This is a genomic window from Streptomyces sp. NPDC001093, from assembly GCF_040298985.1.
GTDB lineage: Bacteria > Actinomycetota > Actinomycetes > Streptomycetales > Streptomycetaceae > Streptomyces.
Genome location: NZ_JBEPBF010000003.1, coordinates 20,798 through 40,897 on the forward strand (window position 1 = coordinate 20,798; position 20,100 = coordinate 40,897).

Annotated in this window: 22 protein-coding genes and 4 pseudogenes; 16 read left to right on the forward strand and 10 right to left on the reverse strand. The window is 67.2% G+C overall.

The window, feature by feature from the left end:
* Positions 1-25 precede the first annotated feature (25 nt).
* The 10 genes from ABT288_RS02560 (at position 26) to ABT288_RS02605 (ending at position 7,785) form a co-directional block, all read left to right on the forward strand.
* Entirely contained in the window at positions 26-1,057 is a 1,032-nt protein-coding gene (locus ABT288_RS02560) for an alpha/beta fold hydrolase (RefSeq protein WP_351601882.1), read from the forward strand.
* A 276-nt stretch (positions 1,058-1,333) separates the two neighbouring features.
* A complete protein-coding gene (locus ABT288_RS02565; RefSeq protein ID WP_351601885.1) occupies positions 1,334-2,356 on the forward strand; it encodes an NmrA family NAD(P)-binding protein in 1,023 nt (340 codons plus the stop codon).
* A 14-nt stretch (positions 2,357-2,370) separates the two neighbouring features.
* Entirely contained in the window at positions 2,371-3,039 is a 669-nt protein-coding gene (gene lipB / locus ABT288_RS02570; RefSeq protein ID WP_351601888.1) for a lipoyl(octanoyl) transferase LipB, read from the forward strand.
* 19 nt (positions 3,040-3,058) lie between these two features.
* Positions 3,059-4,408, forward strand: a complete 1,350-nt coding sequence (locus tag ABT288_RS02575) for an SCP2 sterol-binding domain-containing protein (protein ID WP_351601891.1) — start codon at positions 3,059-3,061, stop codon at positions 4,406-4,408.
* A 56-nt stretch (positions 4,409-4,464) separates the two neighbouring features.
* Positions 4,465-5,427 (forward strand): PDR/VanB family oxidoreductase, encoded by a 963-nt coding sequence (locus ABT288_RS02580; protein ID WP_351601894.1) that lies wholly within the window; start codon positions 4,465-4,467, stop codon positions 5,425-5,427.
* Positions 5,428-5,797: 370 nt separating this feature from the next.
* Positions 5,798-6,376: a hypothetical protein gene (locus tag ABT288_RS02585; RefSeq protein WP_351601897.1), complete on the forward strand. Its 579-nt coding sequence runs from the start codon at positions 5,798-5,800 to the stop codon at positions 6,374-6,376.
* Positions 6,377-6,405: 29 nt separating this feature from the next.
* On the forward strand, positions 6,406-6,588 hold the full coding sequence (locus ABT288_RS02590; protein ID WP_351601900.1) for a DUF8839 family protein: 183 nt from the start codon (positions 6,406-6,408) through the stop codon (positions 6,586-6,588).
* Between the two features lie 101 nt (positions 6,589-6,689).
* Positions 6,690-7,016, forward strand: coding sequence for an ArsR/SmtB family transcription factor (locus ABT288_RS02595; RefSeq protein WP_351601903.1), 327 nt, complete (start codon positions 6,690-6,692; stop codon positions 7,014-7,016).
* A complete protein-coding gene (locus ABT288_RS02600) occupies positions 7,013-7,363 on the forward strand; it encodes a VOC family protein (RefSeq protein ID WP_351601906.1) in 351 nt (116 codons plus the stop codon). The genes ABT288_RS02595 and ABT288_RS02600 overlap by 4 nt, the downstream gene beginning before the upstream one ends.
* Entirely contained in the window at positions 7,360-7,785 is a 426-nt protein-coding gene (locus tag ABT288_RS02605) for a DUF3052 domain-containing protein (RefSeq protein WP_351601909.1), read from the forward strand. Before ABT288_RS02600 ends, ABT288_RS02605 begins: the two co-directional genes overlap by 4 nt.
* A gap of 187 nt (positions 7,786-7,972) precedes the next feature.
* Here the strand turns inward: ABT288_RS02605 and ABT288_RS02610 are convergent, their stop codons facing one another.
* Positions 7,973-8,488 (reverse strand): EF-hand domain-containing protein, encoded by a 516-nt coding sequence (locus ABT288_RS02610; protein WP_351601912.1) that lies wholly within the window; start codon positions 8,486-8,488, stop codon positions 7,973-7,975.
* Positions 8,489-8,704: 216 nt separating this feature from the next.
* On the opposite strand from ABT288_RS02610, the gene ABT288_RS02615 reads away from it, so the two are divergent.
* A complete protein-coding gene (locus ABT288_RS02615; RefSeq protein WP_351601915.1) occupies positions 8,705-9,265 on the forward strand; it encodes a hypothetical protein in 561 nt (186 codons plus the stop codon).
* Between the two features lie 718 nt (positions 9,266-9,983).
* Here the strand turns inward: ABT288_RS02615 and ABT288_RS02620 are convergent.
* The 3 genes and pseudogenes from ABT288_RS02620 to ABT288_RS02630 all read right to left on the reverse strand — a co-directional run bounded on the left by ABT288_RS02620 (position 9,984) and on the right by ABT288_RS02630 (position 12,326).
* Complete coding sequence (locus ABT288_RS02620; RefSeq protein WP_351601917.1) at positions 9,984-10,376, reverse strand: hypothetical protein; 393 nt, start codon at positions 10,374-10,376, stop codon at positions 9,984-9,986.
* A 448-nt stretch (positions 10,377-10,824) separates the two neighbouring features.
* A pseudogene (locus ABT288_RS02625) lies at positions 10,825-11,426 on the reverse strand (transposase family protein); the annotation flags it as partial.
* Between the two features lie 82 nt (positions 11,427-11,508).
* Positions 11,509-12,326 (reverse strand): IS5 family transposase gene (locus ABT288_RS02630; protein WP_351601920.1). Its coding sequence is split into 2 segments (ribosomal slippage): positions 11,509-11,984 and positions 11,984-12,326, totalling 819 coding nucleotides; the frame shifts between segments, so codons are not numbered across the junction.
* 387 nt (positions 12,327-12,713) lie between these two features.
* On the opposite strand from ABT288_RS02630, the gene ABT288_RS02635 reads away from it, so the two are divergent.
* Complete coding sequence (locus ABT288_RS02635; RefSeq protein WP_351601923.1) at positions 12,714-13,157, forward strand: hypothetical protein; 444 nt, start codon at positions 12,714-12,716, stop codon at positions 13,155-13,157.
* Positions 13,158-13,304: 147 nt separating this feature from the next.
* Positions 13,305-13,517: a Helicase associated domain protein gene (locus ABT288_RS02640; protein ID WP_502972717.1), complete on the forward strand. Its 213-nt coding sequence runs from the start codon at positions 13,305-13,307 to the stop codon at positions 13,515-13,517.
* A gap of 282 nt (positions 13,518-13,799) precedes the next feature.
* Here the strand turns inward: ABT288_RS02640 and ABT288_RS02645 are convergent, their stop codons facing one another.
* Positions 13,800-14,264 carry a hypothetical protein gene (locus ABT288_RS02645; protein ID WP_351601926.1) on the reverse strand — a complete coding sequence of 155 codons (465 nt, stop codon included), beginning with the start codon at positions 14,262-14,264 and terminating at the stop codon, positions 13,800-13,802.
* A 58-nt stretch (positions 14,265-14,322) separates the two neighbouring features.
* Positions 14,323-14,880 carry a hypothetical protein gene (locus ABT288_RS02650; RefSeq protein ID WP_351601928.1) on the reverse strand — a complete coding sequence of 186 codons (558 nt, stop codon included), beginning with the start codon at positions 14,878-14,880 and terminating at the stop codon, positions 14,323-14,325.
* Between the two features lie 218 nt (positions 14,881-15,098).
* Between ABT288_RS02650 and ABT288_RS02655 the strand changes: the two genes are divergently transcribed.
* Complete coding sequence (locus tag ABT288_RS02655; protein ID WP_351601931.1) at positions 15,099-15,362, forward strand: hypothetical protein; 264 nt, start codon at positions 15,099-15,101, stop codon at positions 15,360-15,362.
* A gap of 256 nt (positions 15,363-15,618) precedes the next feature.
* On the opposite strand, the gene ABT288_RS02660 is transcribed toward ABT288_RS02655, so the two are convergent.
* The 3 genes and pseudogenes from ABT288_RS02660 to ABT288_RS02670 form a co-directional block, all read right to left on the reverse strand.
* Positions 15,619-15,885 carry a hypothetical protein gene (locus ABT288_RS02660; RefSeq protein ID WP_351601934.1) on the reverse strand — a complete coding sequence of 89 codons (267 nt, stop codon included), beginning with the start codon at positions 15,883-15,885 and terminating at the stop codon, positions 15,619-15,621.
* 117 nt (positions 15,886-16,002) lie between these two features.
* Positions 16,003-16,374, reverse strand: a complete 372-nt coding sequence (locus tag ABT288_RS02665; RefSeq protein ID WP_351602329.1) for a DUF2267 domain-containing protein — start codon at positions 16,372-16,374, stop codon at positions 16,003-16,005.
* 72 nt (positions 16,375-16,446) lie between these two features.
* Positions 16,447-16,839, reverse strand: a pseudogene (locus ABT288_RS02670) (DUF2267 domain-containing protein); the annotation flags it as partial.
* A gap of 111 nt (positions 16,840-16,950) precedes the next feature.
* On the opposite strand from ABT288_RS02670, the pseudogene ABT288_RS02675 reads away from it, so the two are divergent.
* Positions 16,951-17,340, forward strand: a pseudogene (locus ABT288_RS02675) (transposase); the annotation flags it as partial.
* 17 nt (positions 17,341-17,357) lie between these two features.
* Here the strand turns inward: ABT288_RS02675 and ABT288_RS02680 are convergent.
* Positions 17,358-17,561: pseudogene (locus ABT288_RS02680) on the reverse strand (transposase); the annotation flags it as partial.
* A 365-nt stretch (positions 17,562-17,926) separates the two neighbouring features.
* Between ABT288_RS02680 and ABT288_RS02685 the strand changes: the two are divergent.
* Complete coding sequence (locus tag ABT288_RS02685) at positions 17,927-19,720, forward strand: flavin monoamine oxidase family protein (RefSeq protein WP_351601937.1); 1,794 nt, start codon at positions 17,927-17,929, stop codon at positions 19,718-19,720.
* The last annotated feature ends 380 nt before the right edge of the window (positions 19,721-20,100 follow it).

Here is a 20,100-nt window from a genome sequence, read left to right on the forward strand (position 1 = left end):
CCTCACCGAATCCGAGGAAATTCTCATGGAAAGTTCGCTCACCCACCGCTTCGTCGACGTGAACGGGATCAGGCTGCACATCGCCGAGCAGGGGCAGGGGCCGCTGGTCCTGCTGCTGCACGGCTGGCCGGAGAGCTGGTACTCCTGGCGTCACCAGTTCGGGGCGCTGGCAGCGGCCGGGTACCGGGTCGTCGCCCCGGACCAGCGCGGCTATGCCCGCAGTGAGCAGCCGCCGGACGTCACCTCGTACACCCTGCTTCACCTCGTCGGCGACGTGATCGCCCTGATCGAGGAACTCGGCGAGGAACAGGCGGTCGTCGTGGGACACGACTGGGGCGCACCGGTTGCCTGGACCGCGGCGATGCTGCGCCCCGACAAGGTCCGTGCGGTGGCCGGGCTCAGTGTCCCGCCGATCCTGCCCGGCGGAATGGTCCCGCCCTCCATCACCCGCACCCAGTACGGCGAGGGCTTCTACCAGGTCTACTTCCAGCAGCCGGGAGTCGCCGACGCCGAGTTCGCCAAGGACATCCCGGAATCCTTCCGCCGCCTCCTGGTCGGTGCCTCGGGCGACAACCCGCTCGGCAGCAAGCCCCGCCCGCTGGTCATACCCGACGGTCTGGGCCTGCTGGACACCATGCCGGCTTCACCCGACCTGCCGGACTGGCTGACCGAGGAGGACATCCAGGCGTACGCCGAGGACTTCGCCCTCCACGGCGAACGGGCGTTCACCGGAGCCTTCAACTGGTACCGGAACATCGAGCGCAACAACGAACTGCTCGCCGCATTCCGGGGGCGGGGGATCGACGTTCCCGCGCTGTACGTGGTGGGAGACCGCGACATGGTCACCTCGTTTCGCAGCCCGGACGGGGGCCCCTCGATGGGCGAGATTCTCCGAGGCGAGGGCGGGCCGGACAACCTGCTGAGCGCTGTCCCGCACCTGCATGACGTGGTGGTGCTTGAGGGCTGTGGGCATTGGACGCAGCAGGAGCGTCCCGCGGAGACCAACGCCGCGCTCCTGGACTTCCTCGCCCACATCGACGGCCCCGCACCCCGATGACACTGCGCAGAATCCGCCTGGCCGGCACAGTCCGGTGGGCAGAGGGCCCAAGGCACGCGTGGAGGCGGCCATCGAGCCAGGCGGCTTCACCGTCATCGACCGCTTCCGACGGGCCCGGTCACCTCCACGAGTCCGACCGAGACCCTGGCCCGCCACCTCGCCGAGCGACGGCATAGACGCCCCAGGCGACCGAAGCGACCCAAAACGATCGCCGGCCACATCTCGTGGCCTTCCCATCCAGCTGACTCACACCCCAATCAGACAGAGGAATCACCAATGTCAGAGCGCCATCCCATCCTGATCACCGGAGCCGCCGGTCATATCGGCGGAGTGAGCCGAACGATCGTCGACATGCTGCTCGACCAAGGACATCCGGTGCGGGCGTTCGTACGGCAGGACGACGAACGCGCGCAGTCGCTCCGCCAGGCCGGGGCCGAGGTCTTCGTCGGAGACCTGCTCACCATCGCCGACGTGACAGCCGCGCTGAAGGGCGTCCGGCGCATCTACTTCAGCATGAGCCTGTCGCCGTACTACACCGACGCCGTCAGCCTGATGGCCGCGGCGGCGCGGGCCCAGGGCGACATCGAGGTCTTCGTCAACATGTCCGAGTACGAGCAGTCGTTCATGACGTTCGAGAAGATGACCGCGCCGGTCGAGGAACGGCGTGCATGGCTCGGCGGACTCGTCGCCAACTGGTCGCCGCAGCAGCGCGCCCACTGGGTCGCCGAGCGGGTGCTGGAGTGGTCCGGCCTCCCGACCGTCAACATACGGGCGGCCATATTCGTCGAGAACCCCTTGATGACCTGGCTGGCCCTGGCCCCGCTGAGCAACGGTGAACTGCGCCTGCCCTTCGGCCACCACCGCTTCCCGCCCGTCGCGGGCTACGACGTGGCAGAGGCGTGCGCGAAGATCCTGGCCGACCCGGCGCCGCACATCTCGAAGATCTACGAGCTCACCGGTCCGGAACTGAAGGACATGCACGGGTTCGCGGAGGACTTCGGGGCCGTGCTGGGACGCCAAGTCACCTCCGTGCCCGAAGAGGTCGAAACCTGGAACGAGACCTACGTGGACCCCGCCCTGGCCGAGTTTCCGCACACCGCGGAGCACATAAAGACCCTCGCCCGGCTGATCGGCGGCGGCGGATACCGCGGCGTCACCGACCAATTGGAAACCCTGCTCGGGCGCCCGCCGAAGACCGTGCGCTGGGCGCTGCAGAACCATCCGCGCATCCAGAAGCTGGCGACTGGCCGAGTCGCCGAGCGGTCGAACCGCGGTCATGAGGGAGGGGACGAGGGGTGATGGCGCCGAGATCCGTGGGTGAACAACCGTCACACCGGCAGTTGGAACGCGTCGACCTGGGAGAAATACCCTACGCGGCGGCGCAGACGGACATGGCCCGCTGGGTTGAGGAACGCAAACAGGAACTCGCCGCCAACCGGCTCTTCCTGCTCACGCACCCTGCGGTGATCACCTACACCGCCCGGACGCCGAACGACCAACTGCCCGACGCGGCTTCACCCATCGACCTGGTGCAGACAGACCGCGGCGGACATGCCACCTACCACGGCCCCGGCCAGCTCATCGGCTACCTCGTGCTCAACGTGCGCGAGCTCGGCCCCCGTGGCCTGATCCGCCGTGTCGAGCAGGCACTGATCGACGCACTGGACAGCCTCGGTTTCCCAGCGGTCCGCCGCGAGACGCCGCCGGGGTCCGAGAGCCTGGCGGGCGTATGGACCCCCGATCACCGCAAACTCGCCTCGATCGGCATGCGCATCAGCGGGAGCGTCTCCAGCCACGGCTTCGCCCTCAACATCGACCCCGACCTGAGCGTCTACACCACCTTCACCGCCTGTGCCCTACCCGGCGTCCGGATGACCTCCCTGGCCGAACTCGCCGCCGAACGCGGCCTGCCGACCCCCACCCATACCGAGGTGCGCGACACCGTCGCACGAGCGGTCACCGCACACCTGACACCAGGTTAGAAACAGGAAAGGATGCACGATGGCCAGCAAGAACAAGCTCGACGACCATCCCACCGTCGTCAAAGTCCGCCAGCAGCACGACCGCGGCGTCACCCGGCCCGCCGAGCCACTGGACGCGTCCTGGCTGCGGCAGCTCTGTCTCGACGCGGGTGCGGACGACGTCGGTTTCGTCGAGATCGACCGACCGGAAGTCGCCGACCAGCGAGCAGACCTGGAAGCCGCGCTGCCGGGTGTCCGAGTGCTGGTCAGCTTCGTGACCCGAATGAACCGGGAGAACATCCGCACTCCCTCGCGCTCGGTCGCCAACCTGGAATTCCATCACACCGGCGACCACTCCAACGAGGTCGGCCGGCAAGTGGTGGGCAAGCTGGAGGCGATGGGCGTGCGCGCCCTCAACCCCGCGATGGGTTTTCCGATGGAGATGGACAAGTTCCCCAGGAAAACATGGGTCGTCTCGCACAAGCCGGTTGCCGTGGCTGCCGGGCTCGGCAAGATGGGAATCCACCGCAACGTCATCCACCCCAAATTCGGCAACTTCATCCTGCTGGGCACCATCCTCATCGACGCCGAGGTCAGCGAATACACCCAGCCCATCGAGTACAACCCCTGCCTGGAATGCAAGCTGTGCGTGACGGCCTGCCCGACCGGGGCGATCGCCTCCGACGGTCACTTCAACTTCTCCGCCTGCTACACACACAACTACCGCGAGTTCATGGGTGGCTTCGGCGACTGGGCCGAACAGGTCGCCGAAAGCCGTAACGCCCACGACTACCGTTCGCGAGTGAGCGACAGCGAGAGCGCGTCCATGTGGCAAAGCCTCTCCTTCGGCGCCAATTACAAAGCCGCCTACTGCATGTCAGTCTGCCCGGCCGGCGAGGACGTCATCGGCCCCTGGCTGGACGATCGCAAGGCACATCTGACCCAGGTCGTACGCCCACTGCTGGACAAAGAAGAGACCGTCTACGTCGTCCCGGGTTCCGACGCCGAGCAGCACGTGGCCGACCGGTTCCCCAACAAGCGCACGAAGCATGTCGCGATGAGCCTGCGCGCGAACAGCATCGACGGTCTGGTGGAAGGCCTGCCGCTGATCTTTCAGCGCGAACAGGCCAAGGACATGTCCGCCACCTATCACTTCACCTTCACCGGCGACGAGTCCAGGCAGATCACCGTGACCATCCGCGACCGCGAACTCGATGTCACCGACGGACACCACGGTGAGCCGGATCTCAGGGTCACCGCCGACACGCGCACCTGGCTGCGATTCCTCAGCAAGCCATCACTGCTGGCGTGGGCACTGGTGCGCCGGCAGATCAAGCTGCAGGGCTCACCCCGACTCCTGCGCGACTTCGGCCGCTGCTTCCCGTCCTGATCGCTCAGAAAAGGACGCATCACCGAATCATCACCGCAAGAAATGGAAGGCCGATCATGAGCACACTTAGCACCGAAGCCGAACTCGACCTCGTGTCGGAACGTAAGGAAACGATAGCCGAAGGTGTCGTGCTGCTGACCTTGCGCGACCCGCAGGGACGTCCACTGCCGGAATGGCAGCCGGGAGCCCACATCGATCTGGTACTGCGAGCCGACCTGGTCCGGCAGTATTCACTGTGCGGGGACCCGGGGGACCGGACCTGTCTTCAGGTCGCGGTGCTGCGTGAACCGGAAAGTCGCGGCGGGTCGAGCTACGTGCACGACGTGCTCACCGAAGGTGAGTCGGTACGAATCCGCGGGCCACGCAACCACTTTCCGCTCGTGAAAGCCAAAAACTACCTGTTCATCGCAGGCGGAATCGGCATCACCCCCATCCTGCCCATGGTCGCAGCCGTCAACGCCACCCGCGCCGACTGGCGCCTCGTCTACGGGGGCCGCACCCGAGCGTCGATGGCATTCGGTGAGACTTTGCAGCGGGCCTACGGAGACCGGATCAGCCTGCGGCCCCAGGACGAATACGGGCTGCTGGACCTTCCCTCGCTGCTCGGCAAGCCGCAACGGAAGACAGCCGTCTACAGCTGCGGCCCGGACCCGCTGCTCGCGGCGGTCGAAGCCGGCTGCGAGAAGTGGCCGAGCGGATCTCTGCACCTGGAGCGCTTCGCCCCGAAACAGGATGTCACGGCCGGGCCGCAGGGCAGCTTCGAGGTCGAGCTGGCCCAGTCCGGCAAGAAACTGCTCGTCTCTGAGGACATGTCCATTCTTGAGGCCGTCGAAGCTGCCGGTGTGCCGGTGATGACCTCCTGCGAGGAGGGAATCTGCGGAACCTGCGAGACGAAGGTGCTGTCCGGACAGATCGACCACCGCGACTCGGTCCTGGACGACCAGGAGCGCGCCGCAGGCGACACCATGATGATCTGCGTCTCCCGAGCCAAAGGCGACCGCCTGGTCCTCGACCTCTGATCCACTGGAGAACCATTCCGGATGCTGCGTCAGCTGCTTCTCCGATCGTTGAAGGCCGCTACGCCAGGGCGTCAGCCCCCTTGGGCAGTCGCCACCGGAGGGCAGGCACGGGGCGCGAGCCCGCTCCCTGTGGACTGATCCGCCGCATCGAACAGTGGCGAGCCTCCGGAAGCGGAGATTTTCCTAACCAGGACACGGCGCTGTCTTCCTGAATGCACTGGGCTGAGCATCCACTGAAGGCAGCGCCTGTACCCCTCGGTGGGACGAGGCAGGTGGACTACCGTGCCAGTTCCTCCACCGAGCCTGAACACACTGACTTGACAGGGAAGGTCATTCCCTGCACCACCATGGAATCGGAAACCGCGCACGCATGCTCACCGAGCGGCAGCCCGGCGACCTGCTGCGTGTCATCGGCCACCTCACGCTCCCGGACACCGCCGACGAGTTCATGCGGCTGCGCGCCGAAACGGTCGAAGTGCTCTGGGAAGCGCCGTTGCTGGACGCGGAGCGGGATGACGCAGGAACTGCGACCGCAGATGCGGACGCGGACCGCAACAGTGCCATCACGGCTCTCGCTGAAGCGCTCACCGGCTTCGGACAGGCCGCCCCAGGCTCCGGGCAGAGCATCCGCATCCACATCAGCCCGACCGGGGCCCTCGGTCCGTGCCTGGAGCATTGCCGCAGCTTCGACGTCACCCCGGCCATGGCCCACCGGCTCGCCGACTACGTCGACGCCATGAGCTGCTACCTGGACAGCGAACGCCCCGACGGCGTCGTCCTGGACCCGGAGACCATCGCGGACCTCACCGAGCTCTTCGAGGACATCGACCTGATCAGCCTCACCAACACGGTCCTCAACGCGACCCGGCCCGAGAAGCGGCCCGCCGTCACACAGGCGATGGACGACATGTTCGGCGACGTCCCCGCCCCCGAAGACACCGACCCGTGACCACCAGCTGCTCCCGGAGGGAGGCGGCCTTGAAGGCAACCCAGACCCGGCGCACCGTCCTGGAGCGGTTCCCGGCCGGAGGACCCCGCGGCTCCTGGTCGGCGGAAGAGTACGCCGCCGCTCAGCGCGTCCAAGTCAGGCCGGGCGCCCAGGTCGTGATGGACCTCGGAAGCGACCAGTTCCTCGTGGTCACCGAAACCACCACCCAGTAGCAGCGTCCTGGAGCGCCGCGCCGGGCCCTTCCTGGCCGGGTGCGGCGCTCCGCGCGGATTGAGGGTTGTATTTCGGATTATTCCGAAGTAGCGTCATCCTTGTGGTTGAGCCAGATGATCTCGATGAGCTCTTGCGCGCGGTCGCAAGCAGGCACCGGCGGCGGATCCTCTTCGAGGTGTGGGAGCACGAGCGGGAAGCGGGTGAGGTGACCGAACAACTCGGCCTGGCCCCGGCCACCGTGTCGGAGCACCTGAAATCGCTGCGCAAGACCGGCTTGGTCACGATGAGGATCGACCGCACGTACCGGCTATACCGGGCCTGTCCCGAACGGCTGCACCAGCTCGCCGAGATGCTCATGGAAGCCTTCCCGGCCGCCATCCAGACCCAGGACAGCAACGCGCCCCACCAGGAAGAGAACCTGACATGAGTGAGCAGAGTCCGCGCCCAGCGAGCGCGGTGGTGCACTTCGACATCAGCGGACCCAACGACGAAGAGCTGAACCGTTTCTACGGCGATCTGCTGGACTGGCGGATCGATCGCAAGGGCCCGGGCTATGCGCTGGTCCACACGCCCGGCGGGTTTGGCGGGGCAATCGTGGAAGCCGAACACGCGAGTGTCGTCCTTGGCGTGGCGGTCCCCGACCTCGAGCAGGTCGTCGCTCACGCCAGGAAGCTGGGAGCTGTCGTCGTGATGCCGCCGACCGATAACGGTTGGGTGACCAAGGCGCAGGTCAAAGACCCTGCCGGCAACGTTCTCACCCTTATCCAGACATGAGCGCTGCCATGGCGAGTGGTGGCTACTCCAGCACGCCTCTTGCCCAGAAGATCGGTATCAAGCCGGGCTACAAGGTTCGCCTGTTCCATGGGCCGATCCCCTGGGAGATTCCCGGTCTCCCCGAACGCTGCACGGTTACCGACGGCGGCCCCGCCGGTGCCGATGCCACTATCGCCTTCTACCGGTCCTTCAGCGAGCTGTCCGCCGAGGCTTCCGGACTGGTCGAGGCCCTGGCCGATCAGGCGATGCTGTGGATCGCCTGGCCCCGCCGCGCAGCCGGTCACCACAGCGACATCACCGAAAGCGCCCTGCGCGACCTTTTCCTTCCCTTCGGTATCGTCGATGTGAAGGTTGCCGCGCTCGGTGAGGACTGGTCAGGACTCAAGTTCGTCTGGCGCAAGGAAAACCGACGGCGGTCCTGACTCCGCGTGACGTGAATCCAGACAGTGCCGAGTTGATGCAAACGGTTCCTGAGCCAATGCTGTGGGCAGGCTGTCGGGCAAGTCTCACCCTGGGCAGCCCGCACACGGTTAGCGACGATGCCCGGACCCCAGCCGCCGACATGAAGACCGCCAACCGCTTCTCAGCGCGTAACGCACCAGGCAGTGCCTAGTACAGGGCCTCGCCCATCGGGGAGGCGTCGCCGATGACGTAGGCACGGATCGCCGCCAGGTACTCGTCACGGCCGACTCGTCCGTCGCCATCGGCGTCCAGCGCCTCGAACGCGGCACCAGTGTTTCCGGGCGCATTGTTCAGCGCGGTGCGCAGAGCCGTGAATTGGGCCTTGTCCAGGGCACCGTCCCCGTCGGCGTCGGCGAGGTCGAACAGTGAGCCGAGGGCGAACCGGCAGATGTTGTCGAACTTGTCGGCGCCGACCCATGCGTCGTACTCGTTGAAGGTCAGCTGCCCGTCGCCGTTCGCATCCATTGCCCCCCACGCCTTGTGGGCTTCCTCGCGGGCCGCGACGACGAGCGGGTCGTCCTCCGTACGTCCCGTGGCATGGACGGCACGGTCGACCCGGGAGAGGTAGTCGTGCGCCGAGATGATCCCGTCCCCGTCCGGGTCCATCATGGCGAAGATACGCCTGCGGGCGAGGGTAGCGACGGTGAGGGTGGTACGGCCCACGGGAGATCTCCTCCTGCTCGTTTCCTGCTCGACGAGGACTCGTCCGGCACTTGCTACCCGCTGTGTGCCAGGTCCGATGCGGCCGGAGCCGACCGGATGGAATCCAGCGGGAGGCCAGGCGCGCGCGACCGCGCGCCGAGCGGTTCGTGCGCGGGCTGTGCACTTCCAGGCGCTGGGGCAGGGGGTGTTCCCCTGGGTAGACCAGGGTCATTAGCGGTGCAGGACGTGCTGGAGGGGAATATGTTCGGTAAGCGTGGCATGCCGGTGACACTGTGTTCATTGGTGCTGGCGGCGTCGTCATTGGCGTGGGCGCCGGCTGGTCAGGCCACAACGCGCGAAGGGGGCAGCGTCGGCTGCACGGGCCACAGTGTCAGCCGTTACGACCCACCGCTCGCCCTCCTGCCCCGGCCGACCCATGTGTACGCGGACATCACGTACACCTGCACGGTCAGCCCCGGCCGTATCGCTGCCGCCACCGGGTCCTTCTCCTCAGACGCACCGGCGGCTTCCTGCGTCGCCGTGTCCGGCGGAAGTGGGCAGGAAACGGTCCGATACGCCGACGGCAGCAGGTCGCTGATCGTGTACGACAGTGCCAGCACAGTCCGCGTCGCGGGCGTCCTGGTCGTCATCCAGCGGGGCCACGTCATCCAAGGACGAGGCCAAGGCCATCCCGTTCAGCGGACCGTCGCCGGGCTGCCCGAGGAACTACCCACCGATTGCCTCACGTCCGGCCTCCGAGGCGGCAGCAACGTAGTTCAGCTTGAGATCCAGCCATAACGCTCCAGTCATGGGCCGTCGCACGAGCCCTGATTGTCAGGCGAAGGGTCAACAGGCGGTAGCCGATCGGCGTGCGCCTCGCACCCTGATGCCGCTTCGGTCAGGCTCACAGATGTCTACCGCTGGGCGAATGCGCGAACTCCCTGCCGACGGCAGTTTCTAGGGATCCTCTGGCTTCGTCGATGTGACGCGAGAACGGTTGATGCCGAGTTAAGGCAACAGATGTTGATCAAGCGGATCCAGAATGTTGTCGAGTTCCGAGAACGGCTGCCGAGAAACGGCGTTGTTATGAGGCACCCTGCACCGTCTGCGGCTGTACGTAGCTGCCACCCGGAAGATCAACGCACCTTTCAACTCTATCGCCCGACCGGCCGCGATGCGGTGCATTCAGGCGATGCCCGGAAATCGGCAATGCGCTCGGGCAGCCTTCGGCTTCGACGGACGGCCTCACTGCGTACACGGCTTTGACGTGCCCGGCTGACCAGGGCGCGCGGAGTTCGGCTTCCCGATGTACAGCCTGGTAGGCCGTGGGGGCGTCGACCCTCTCCTGCTGGCTGATCAAGAGCAGGTCGGCCAGGTGTCGGTAGCGGCTGGAGCCCCCGTCTCCGTGTCGTTCGTACAGGGCGCAGTTGTACCAGCCCAGGCCCCAGTGCCCGGAATGGCTGCCGGCCTGCGACGGAGGGGTGAAACTGAGGTTGTAGTTCCACACGGCGGTGAATCAGTTCTCCACCCTGGACGAGTCGTCGTTGTTGACCGTGATCTTCTGGCCGTCCTGGTGGACCTCGTTCCACTTGTCGGCAAGGATCTTCAGGGAGGCCGCGACGTTCGTCGCGTAGTCGATCGCGACGAGCTTCTGCAGGCGCGGATCCAGGCTGGTCTCGCCCGGCTTTTCGTGACCGGCCAGCCGCATGCCGTCGGTCACCTGGCCGACGCCGTAGCCGCAGTCGGACTCGTCCCAGTTGATCTGCCAGTAGGCGGCCGGGTCGCTGGGGTTGGCTTTGTGGCCGTAGTAGCCGTCGACGGCGGCCAGCGGGTTGCCCATCTGCCCGGGGATCGATCCGCCCTCGGCCTGCCACAGGTTGGACTCCTGGGCCATGATGCCGAGGACCACGTTGGCCGGGATCCTGCCCCGCCGGCGAGTTGGAGCAGGGGGAACAGTGCCCCATTTGGCGGTATTGCGGTTACGGACAATGCGATGGGACGTTGAACGTGTATGAGCGGAAGTCATAAGCGGAAGCGGTCAGGGTCGCGAGCATTCGAGCAGGTGCAAGCGCAGTTGGCTCGTGCGGCTGCTGCGATGGCTGTGAGGAAGAAGTCGCCGCGGCGGGGAGCGGAAGAAACGGTTTGCCCGGGTGAGGAGCCGGACAACGGCCGTGACAAGGCCGCACCGCCCGGCTTGAGCTGAGGTCATTCCCCCTGCCGCCTCGTCGCCTCACCAGCGGCGGACGGCGGCGGCTGCCTCGGTGAGGATCAGTCCGTTGTCGAACCCGGCGAACGTGGCCAGGACTTCCTCGAGGTCTGCCTCGGCCTTCTCGCGCTTCCGGTCCCGCCCCCAGTCCGTCGTTCCAGGCGATCCTCGGCTTGCCCGGGTCGTTGTAGTCGTACGCGGTGCACTGCACCGCGGCCACCTCGCCGACCCCGGGGACCTCGCGGATCACCGCGCGGACGGCGGCGATCAGCTGCGTGACGGTGTCCTGGGTGGCGACCGCGTCGTCCAGCACGGTGGAGTCCAGTGCCCGCCGGTGCTTGCCCTTCAGCACGCCGGTGGCCTTCACCACCTCCCGCACCGCCTCGAACACCCGGTTGGGCCGGGCCGAACGGGATAGCCGGCGCCGGAAGTAGGCCGGCAACGACGGATCGGACGCCATGTCATGCAAACCGATCCCGCAGGCGGCCTTCCATCGCAGGTCACACTGCAGTTCCTGGACCGTCTCGAAGTCCGACAGCCCGTGCAGGGCCTGCAGCGTGATCGCTGCGGCCAGGAGCTGCGGCGGCATGCTCGGCGCCCGTTCGCCGACGGGTACATGTCCGCGAACATCTCCGCCGGGAACAGAGCACCACGGTGCTCGGCCAGAAACGCGAACACACTCCCCGCCGGAATCAACTCCCGGCAGGTCTCCCACACATCCGGCCCGACCGTCTCCCCGGCCCATTCCCCCATCACCACGAAACGAGTCTGGCCCCGCCGCTCACGCGGCGGGGCCAGAACCCCAAGATCTTCATGAGCCTTCTAAGACGGTGTCCTATGTGGTGAGGCGGAGGAGTCGCTTGTAGCAGCACAGTGCTGCGGCGAGGGCGAGAAAGGCGAGGTAGTTGCGGGGGTGGCGTTCGTAGCGGGGGCTGAGTCGGCGGTGGCCGGACAGCCACGAGATGGTCCGCTCGATCACCCACCCTCGGCGGCCCAGCCGTTCGCTGGACTCGATGCCTTTACGGGCGATGCGCACGCCGATGCGCTTGCCGCGTAACCATTTTCGCAGGTGGGGGATGTCATACGCCTTGTCAGCGTGCAAGCGTTGGGGCTTGAAGTGGCGGCCGCGGCGGGGGTCGTGTCTCGTTTGGTGACCCTCGACCATGGGCTTCAGCGCCTCGCTGTCGTGGGTGTTGGCGGCCGAGACGCCGACGACCAGGGGCAGTCCGTTCGCGTCCGACAGGACGTGCATCTTGGAACCCGGCTTGCCCCGGTCCACGGGGCTCGGACCTGTGAGTTCGCCCCCTTTTTAGCCCGCACGTGAGCGGAGTCGAGGACCACCCGCGAGACGTCGATGAGGCCGGCGTTATCGAGTCGGTGCAGCACCGCCTCATGCAGCCGGCCCCACACCCCGGCCCGCGACCAGATCAGGAACCGGCGGTGCGCGGTCGACTTCGATATCCCGAAACACGGCGGCAGAGCCCGCCAGGCACAACCACTGACCAGCACATAGATGATCGCCGTAAATAGCGTCTCATCAGGCGTGTCCTGCGTTCCGCCGCCCTGCGGCCGCACCTTCGACGGCGGGATCAGCGGCTTCGCGATCTCCCACAACCCGTCCGGAACAATCCAACTCCACGTACCCCGCCCCATAGACAGCCCAACGAGCGATCACCACATAGGACACCGTCTAAGCGCTGCGGAGCGCGGTGGTGGCGATGTGCAGGAAGGCCAGGACCCGTGGTTCGCGGGTCGTGGTGGGGGGCACGAGGCAGGTTTCCTCGGAGGGTAGGTCGGTGACCGGGATATGGGTCAGGTCGGGGGCGGGAGTAGGTGCGGGCGACGCTCAGTGGGACCAGGGCGATGCCGTGGCCGGGGGCGATCAGCTCGAACTTCTCCTCCGCGGAGGTGGTGCGGCGGCGGGTCGGGGTGTCCAGGAGCGGCTCGCCCTCCAGGTCGGCCAGGGTCAGTTCTTGACGGCTCGCCAGGGCCCTGGCCGCCAACTACAACCAGGATTTCGACCTCATCGACTTCGCCCAGTTGCAGGCTGCCTCGGCCAGCTGGCTGCGCGGCTTCTACATCATGAGTGGGGCCGACCAGGGCAGCGTCGCGGACCAGCCGGGCATGCAGAAACTTCTGGCCGCCGCCGACCGGGGCTACGGCACGGTGCTGACGCTGAAGTTCCAGTACCAGCACCAGCCGCTGCCCGCACCCGGCAGCACGCAGATGTCATCCGGGCTCATCCCTCATGATCCCGCAAGCGCTCAACTCCGGGAACCGCTATCCGAAGACGGCTACGCCGTAGGAGCCCAGGGGCTTGTCAGCTTCGCTTCGCAGACCCTCTTCGGCACGGAGTGGGGCTGGATGCACAAAGCGGTCGACCTTCCGTCCACCACTTACCTCGGCATCGTCGCCGCGGGGCTGGCGCTCATCGTCGGCGGGGTGAAGATGCGCAAGACGCCCCAGCGCCAGAAGATCGCCTGACCGGCGGGCCTTTCAGCCCGCGACTAGCGAAACGGCCAGCTGGGACAAGCTCAACACCGTGCAGCAGTGGCTGTCCGAGCAGGTCCTCGGGACCGAGCCCGCGGCCGAAAACGAGAAGCCGCCCCCGCGCCGGAGCCAGGCCGACAAATGGGCCGTCAACTACGCGGTCGCCAAGCAGTACTACCAACGCGAGGGACACCTTCAGGTACCGCGCAAGCACGTCGAGACGATCGTCGGCAAGGACCAGAGGAGCGGCAGCTCCGGATCGGGGCATGGACCGGGCACCAGCGGAGCAGGGCCGCGACGCTGTCCCCGGAACGCGTGGAGCAGCTCTCCAGCATCGGCATGCGCTGGGCGTAGAAGGCGGGTGCGATGCCGGAGGGCCCCACCGCCAAGTACGGTGGCGGCCCTCCGCCCGCTGGGGTGGGGTCGCACGCTCGGCGGCGAACGTCGTCTTCACGGACCTGGACTACACGGTCGACATCACCATCGAGGGCCCTGGAGCGAACGCTGCCCGTAGTCCGGGGACAACCAACCTCTCTTGGGCGCGGTACACCGTTCTCACTGATGGGTGGCGCATGGTCGGCTTCCTTCTTCATCCTCGCGGGTCTTCGCCCGGCCTCGCCGTGGGCCGGCGTCCCGTCATGCGGTGAGCAGGCGGTTGAAGAACGAACGGTAGTGCTGCAGGGCCCTGCGCAGATCTTCGGTGTTCGCCTGCTCGCCCCGGTTCCACTGGCCTTCCAGCTCGTGCTTCTGCTCGGCGAACGTCTCGGCCAGCTGCTGCATGACGTCGGCGACCAGGGAGTCGGCTGTGTGTACGGCGTCCTGGGGGTCGTCGACGAACTCGTTTTGGATCTCCTGCCACCGCTCGCGGAGATGCTCCTCTTCCTCCGGCGCGAGGAGGTGAAGAGTCTCGTCGCCCGGTGCTGCGGCAGCCTCGCGCTCCTGCCCTTCGGCAGTGTTTTGAGACGGGGCTGTGCCCTCGCCGGGGTAGACAGGCGCCTCGGACTGCGCCCGCGGTTCACCTCCGGTGCTGGCGCGGGGTTGGGCCAGGTCTTCGGTGGACAGTGCCCTCTCGGTGGGGTCCGGTACGTGTTCGCGTTCCATTGTCTCCTCCGTCCCTTCGTCCTTCAGGATCTGTCGGCAATCGCGGTGGTAAGCGGGTTCAGGCCCGGGCGTGGCGGGGCTGACCACCGTCGGAGAGCAGCTCTTCGAAGAGCTCACGGTAGTGCACCATGGCGCCGCGCAATTGCTCGGTCGTGGCCTTGTGCTGGGTGCTGAGTGTGTCGATCTCGTGGGCGGCCCGATAGTGCTCGAGGGTGCGGCCGTGCTCAACTGAAAGATCCTTCACGCGCTGCTCGTACTCCCCGGTGGGGTAGCCGCGCTCGTGCATCAAAGAAGTGACCAGACGATCGGCGTCATGCACGGCGTCGTCGGGCCGGTCCACGAATTCGTCCTGCACGCTGGTCCAGTCCCGGACATACCGTTCCCGCACGCTGCTGGGCAGCGGCTTGATGTCGAGAGAGTCATGGCGCCTCTCACGTGCGCTGAGCTCGCGCTCGGCGGCCAGCCTGTTGTCGGCGCCTTCGACTGTTCGTTCGTACTCGGGGCCGAAGCGTTCACGCAGGTGGCGGCGGCGCATGAGCAAGATGGTCGCCGTCGCGATGAGAGCGATCACCACTACGACGGGGATGATGATCTCTAGAAGTGTCCCTGTTGACATGCGGCCGAGCTCCCTTGTTTTGCCCGTTATGCACTATTTAGTACCTATGTGCCCCGCGCATTGCGGCCAAAACGGGTACGGCGCGCATCCCCACAGCGGCAGCGGGGGGCTTTCTCGGTCCTCTGAAGTGGGAGCCGGACAGCGTTGCAGGCGCTGGCTCGCACCCCTCTGCGTGCCCGATCGGGCAGTGACGAGCGAAGTCGCAGCTGGTCGTTGCTTTGGGGGACTCCCCCAGCGTCACCTCCGGCCTGCGCGAGCTGATACTCGCCCGCCTCGTCAAGAAGCAGCGCAACGGCATCTACCGCATCAACCCGATGCTGGCCGCCTACGAGAGGCCGACGGCCGCCCGGGCTGCCATCGACGCCATTGACCCTGCCGGCCGACTGGACGACCCGCACTTCGTCGCCCGCTACCACCAGGCCGTCGAGGACTACCGCGACCAACTCGCCCGCGAGCGCCGCAAGAAGCTGCGCGTCGCCTGACCCACCCGACCGACACACGGCGCCGCGCCCGGGTGCGGCGCCCTTCCTGTGTCACGGACGGCATGGTTGTCCAAGCAGGCTCGGCCAACTTGTCCAAGCACGCTTGAGTGCCTGTTTCTGACCCCTTGATCGCCTGCGAAGTTGGGGTTCCGGAAGGAACGGAACAGAGAACTGGCGGAGCTGTCGAAACTCCTGACGAGACCTGAGCGGGCTCTGGTCCTGAAGATCCGCTGCCGAACCCGGCTCGTGTACGTGTTCAGGCAGAGCCCGTCTGGGACAGAGCCGCCTCCAAGGCCTGCCGGATGTCTGCGGACAGCTCTCTGCTGGCGGGCCAGCCGACAATTTGTCCGGCTATCTTCCGCAGTTTGATGTTCGTTGCCTGGTTAATCACCGCGTGCGAAATCACCGCTTCCTGAAGCTGGCCGATTTCCCTCTGCAACTGGCTGATCTTTCGAGCAAGCTCTTCCGGCCCAAGGTGGTCGGCGTCGAACTGTGAAGCATCATCGTGACCGTGCTCTGTCATCTTGGTCCTCCTGACAGGCTGCCCCCAGGCGTCCGACCGCGCGTGCCGGTGCGTCGATGCGGGCCGCTGAGCGGGCGACGGCGGTCGCCTCGCGCGCACCGAGCACGCACACCCTCTCTATGCGGCCGGGGTGAGTTCGGCGCGACCGAACAGCAGCGCGTAGTCGGAGGGAAGCTGGCGCAGGATGCGGGTGATGAGGTCGGGGCCGGCGTAGACCGTGACGGCGGAGAAGACCGATCCGGTGTCCCAGCGGGTGGCCAGGGAGGCGCCGGTGCGAGCGGCGAGCTCCTTGCCGAACGCCCAGCCACCCAGCGGCTGGGTGTCGAGGATTTGGGCGGCGCGGAGGCAGGCAGCTTCGAGGGGGAGGCGGGCGGCTTCCTCAGCCTTCTCACGGGTGGGGTAGGCACCTTCGTAGCGGACCTTCTCCAGCATGTGCTCGTACGCCCTCCCGTAGGGCTGCTGGAGTGGCGCGCGCCCGTCGGACATCACGGTGGTGGTTGCCTTTCTGTCACCAGGGTCTGTGGTGGCCGGTGTGGGACCACCAGGGGGTGTAGCTGGCCAGGTGGGCTGGGGGCGGCCGAAGAGGAGGTCGTAGCCCGCGGACAGCTGGACCAGGATCTCCTTGAGGAGGTCGTGGCCCGCGGCGTCGGCGACCGTAGAGAGGACGGCGCTGACGTCCCAGGCCGCGGTCTGTTCGGTGGTCGTCTCGATCCAGGCCGCGGCCGCCCGCACGAACCGCTCCGGGGGCAGCGGATCGGCGCTCTGCAGCGGGTTGAGGAGGATCAGGGCGAAGTCTTCCGGCAGACGCGCCGCCAGCCGGGCGCGCACCTCGCCGACCAGGTGTGCGCCCAGCAGGGCGAGCACCACGCGGGCCGCGCGTTCGGCCTCCTGCAGGGAGCCGTGTTCGCCGCGTTCCTTCACATGGTCGAGGAACGCTTCGCGTCGCACAGTCACGTCGGCCGCCACCTTTCCTCGGCCCACGGGGGGGGCGGGGGACGGGCGAGGGGGAGATCGGGTGCCCGTCCTCCGCCGCCGTCAGCCCTCGTCGGTCCGGCTCAGCCGGAGATCTCCCCGGTCCTGACCTCCATGCCCGGCGTCGGGGTCAGGACCGCAGCCCGCATCCTCATCAGCGTCGGCGACGGCAGCGCCCTCGCAACGGCCGGACACCTGTCCGCCTACGCCGGCCTGGCCCCGGTCACCCGTGCCTCCGGCTCCTCCATCCGCGGTGAACACCCCGCCCGGCGAGGCAACAAACAGCTCAAACGCGCCTTCTACCTCGCCGCGTTCGCCTCGCTCTCACAACCAGAGTCACGCACCTACTACGACAGGAAGCGCCGCGAAGGGAAGCACCACGGCGCAGCCCTGATCGCCCTCGCCCGACGAAGCATCGACGTGCTCCTCGCCATGCTCAGAGACGGCACCTTCTACGAGCCCCCGACTCCCACCACAGCTTGACGAAAGCCATAGAGGCACTTTTTCGCCCTGCCATGGGCGGAGTCGAGGACCACACGGGAGACGTCGACAAGGCCCGCATCGTCGAGCCGGTGCAGGACCGCTTCGTGTAGCCGGCCGCAGACGCCGGCCCTTGACCAGATCAGGAACCGGCGGTGGGCGGTCGACTTCGAGATGCCGAAGCAGGGTGGCAGGGCTCGCCAGGCACAACCGCTGACCAGGACGGTGCGCGAGGCGTGGTGGCATCCGTGCCCTGGTGCAGAGGTGAAAACGCGCCTCTGCTGGGCACAGTGCCGTACGCGGCCGGGACGCGGGTTTACCCTTTCGCCTATCCGGCGTTCGATCGGCCGCCGGGAGAATGCAGCGGGCCTTCCCACCGAAAGACAGGTCTTACCTCCGGAACAGTCGTCGGTGGCACCGTTTTTGCATCGTTCGGTGGCATCGCGCGTCGACGACCGGGAGCCTGTAATTCCTAATCGAATAAACAGTAGGACTATAGGACGACAGCATTTCACGCAGTCGCCGATTTCCCGCCAATCCTCACTTACCATAGTGACGGGAATTACATTTCTCTCCTATCTTGGCGGCCGTGACAGCACAACCACAGGAAGCGCTCGGCCGCCGGGGGTTCCTCGGCGCCGCTGCCGCCGTCGCAGCGGGAACCGCCGCCGTCGCCGTTCCCACCCCCGCTCGGGCCTTCGCGCCAGGCGCCGATGCCGCGCCCGCCGCGGTGGTCTCCGACACCAGTTACGACCTCGCCCGCATGATGCTGCTCGTCGGCCAGCGTGGGGAGGACTTGAAACTCGAGTACCTGCGCGTCCTGATCGACCACGGCCTGCCCCGGCCCGCCCGGCCCCGCCGGATCCTCATCGTCGGCGCGGGCATCGCGGGGCTCGCTTCGGCGCTGCTGCTGCGGGCCGCCGGACACGAGGTCACCATTCTTGAGGCGAACGGCAACCGCACCGGCGGCCGCATCAAGACCTTCCGCGGGATATTCGAGGACGAAACCCTCCACGCTGAGGCAGGGGCGATGCGCCTGCCGGATGTCCATCCACTCGTCCTGGCCCTCGCCGACAAACTCGGCGTGCGGCGCCACCTGTTCTACAACGTGGACGTGGCTCCGGGGGCACGGGCCCGCGGGACGGTGCCGCCCGTGGTCCATCAGTCCTTCACCGGTGAGCGCTGGTCCAACGGCGAGCAGACGCGATTCACCCCGCCCGAACCCACGCTCCGCACCCTCGTCCAGGTGAACGGCGACCGGATGACGCGCCGTCAGTACAATGCCATGCCTGCTTCGGTCAACGGCACGTTCGGCAGCCGCGTGACCACCACCATGGCCGCCGCGGTGGACAGGACGTTTCAGCCCATCACCGTGCCCAGCACGCTCCCCATCGGTGAGCAACTCGACCGCTGGGCTCGCGTCATCGCCACCTACGACAATTACTCCACCCACCGCTACCTCATCGAGCAGGGCGGATGGAGCCTCGCCGACGTCCAGGCCGCCGGAACGCTGGAGAACATGACCTCCCGGCTGCACTACTCCCTCGTCCCCGCCCTCATCGACCGCGCGCTCATCAATCCGCAGTCCCGCTACTGGGAGCTGGAGGGCGGCACCGCCACCCTCACCGACCGGCTCACCGAACGGCTGCGCGAAGTCATCAAGTTCGGCCGGCGCATGACCAAACTGACGCGCACGGCGGGTGGCGTGCGGATCGAGACGACCGCGGAGTCTGGCGGTGAGGACTCCTGCGACGGGCGGCCCGAACCGCCACGAGAGGTCTTCGAGGGCGACTACGCCATCGTCACCGTGCCGTTCTCCGCGCTGCGGTTCTGCCACTTCGAGCCCATGCTCTCGTACTCCAAGCGGCGAGCCATCACCGAACTGCACTACGACTCCGCGACGAAGGTGCTGCTGGAGTTCAGGACCCGCTTTTGGGAGAAGGGCTTGGGCGGCTTCACCGGCGGCGGGTGCTGTACCGACAGCCCCAATCGGTTCACCTACTTCCCCTCGTTGGTCGAGGGGTCCAGAGGCGGCGTTGTGCTCGCCTCGTACACCTGGTCCGACGACGCCATGCGGTGGGACTCGCTCACCCCGGGCGAGCGGTATGCCTTCGCACTGGACAACATGGCTCGCCTCTTCGGGCGCGTGGTCTACGACGAGTTCACCGGCCACGGAGCCACCCAGTCGTGGGCCCGGGCGCGGTACGCCCTGGGTGAGGCAGCGATCTTCACCCCGGGCCAGTTGCACGAGCACCACGCGGCCACCAGAACCGTGGAAGGCCGTGTCCACTTCGCCGGCGAGCACACCAGCCTCAAACCCGCCTGGATCGAGGGCGCTCTGGAAAGCGCTGTACGGGCGAGCCTGGAGGTCAACTCTCGCTGACGGGCTTCTCTGATTAGGGATATCGGTGGTGGAGGTGAGTGTGGTGAGTGCCGAGGAGCGGGCGGCCGGTGCTCACGGTGCCGCTCAGCACCGTCGTGCGGCGCGGTTGGCGCGGCGGGGGTGGGCGCGCGGGACGCCGCTCACCAGCACCGTGGTCGCCGTCGCGGTCGCGGCTGGGGTGGTCGCGGGCGGTGTCCTCGTGGGACCGGCCCTGGCCGCGTCGCGCCCGGGAGCGTTGCCCGGGGCTGGCACAGGCGGCGTCTGGGTGTGCGCGGGCGACGGGGACGTGCTGGAGGCACGCACACCCGGCGTTCGGGTACGGCTGGACGGCAACGGAATCCGCGTGCAGGACGGGCACGACAGACCCATCCCGGGCGATG

Excerpts from the sequence above, each read along its gene's own strand:
- ABT288_RS02560 (WP_351601882.1), top strand. The coding sequence starts at position 26 with ATGGAAAGTTCGCTCACCCACCGCTTCGTCGACGTGAACGGGATCAGG.
- ABT288_RS02650 (WP_351601928.1), bottom strand. The coding sequence starts at position 14,880 with ATGTCAACAGGGACACTTCTAGAGATCATCATCCCCGTCGTAGTGGTG.
- ABT288_RS02660 (WP_351601934.1), bottom strand. The coding sequence starts at position 15,885 with ATGACAGAGCACGGTCACGATGATGCTTCACAGTTCGACGCCGACCAC.
- ABT288_RS02645 (WP_351601926.1), bottom strand. The coding sequence starts at position 14,264 with ATGGAACGCGAACACGTACCGGACCCCACCGAGAGGGCACTGTCCACC.
- ABT288_RS02580 (WP_351601894.1), top strand. The coding sequence starts at position 4,465 with ATGAGCACACTTAGCACCGAAGCCGAACTCGACCTCGTGTCGGAACGT.
- ABT288_RS02600 (WP_351601906.1), top strand. The coding sequence starts at position 7,013 with ATGAGTGAGCAGAGTCCGCGCCCAGCGAGCGCGGTGGTGCACTTCGAC.
- ABT288_RS02585 (WP_351601897.1), top strand. The coding sequence starts at position 5,798 with ATGCTCACCGAGCGGCAGCCCGGCGACCTGCTGCGTGTCATCGGCCAC.
- ABT288_RS02605 (WP_351601909.1), top strand. The coding sequence starts at position 7,360 with ATGAGCGCTGCCATGGCGAGTGGTGGCTACTCCAGCACGCCTCTTGCC.
- ABT288_RS02575 (WP_351601891.1), top strand. The coding sequence starts at position 3,059 with ATGGCCAGCAAGAACAAGCTCGACGACCATCCCACCGTCGTCAAAGTC.
- ABT288_RS02565 (WP_351601885.1), top strand. The coding sequence starts at position 1,334 with ATGTCAGAGCGCCATCCCATCCTGATCACCGGAGCCGCCGGTCATATC.
- ABT288_RS02640 (WP_502972717.1), top strand. The coding sequence starts at position 13,305 with ATGGGCCGTCAACTACGCGGTCGCCAAGCAGTACTACCAACGCGAGGG.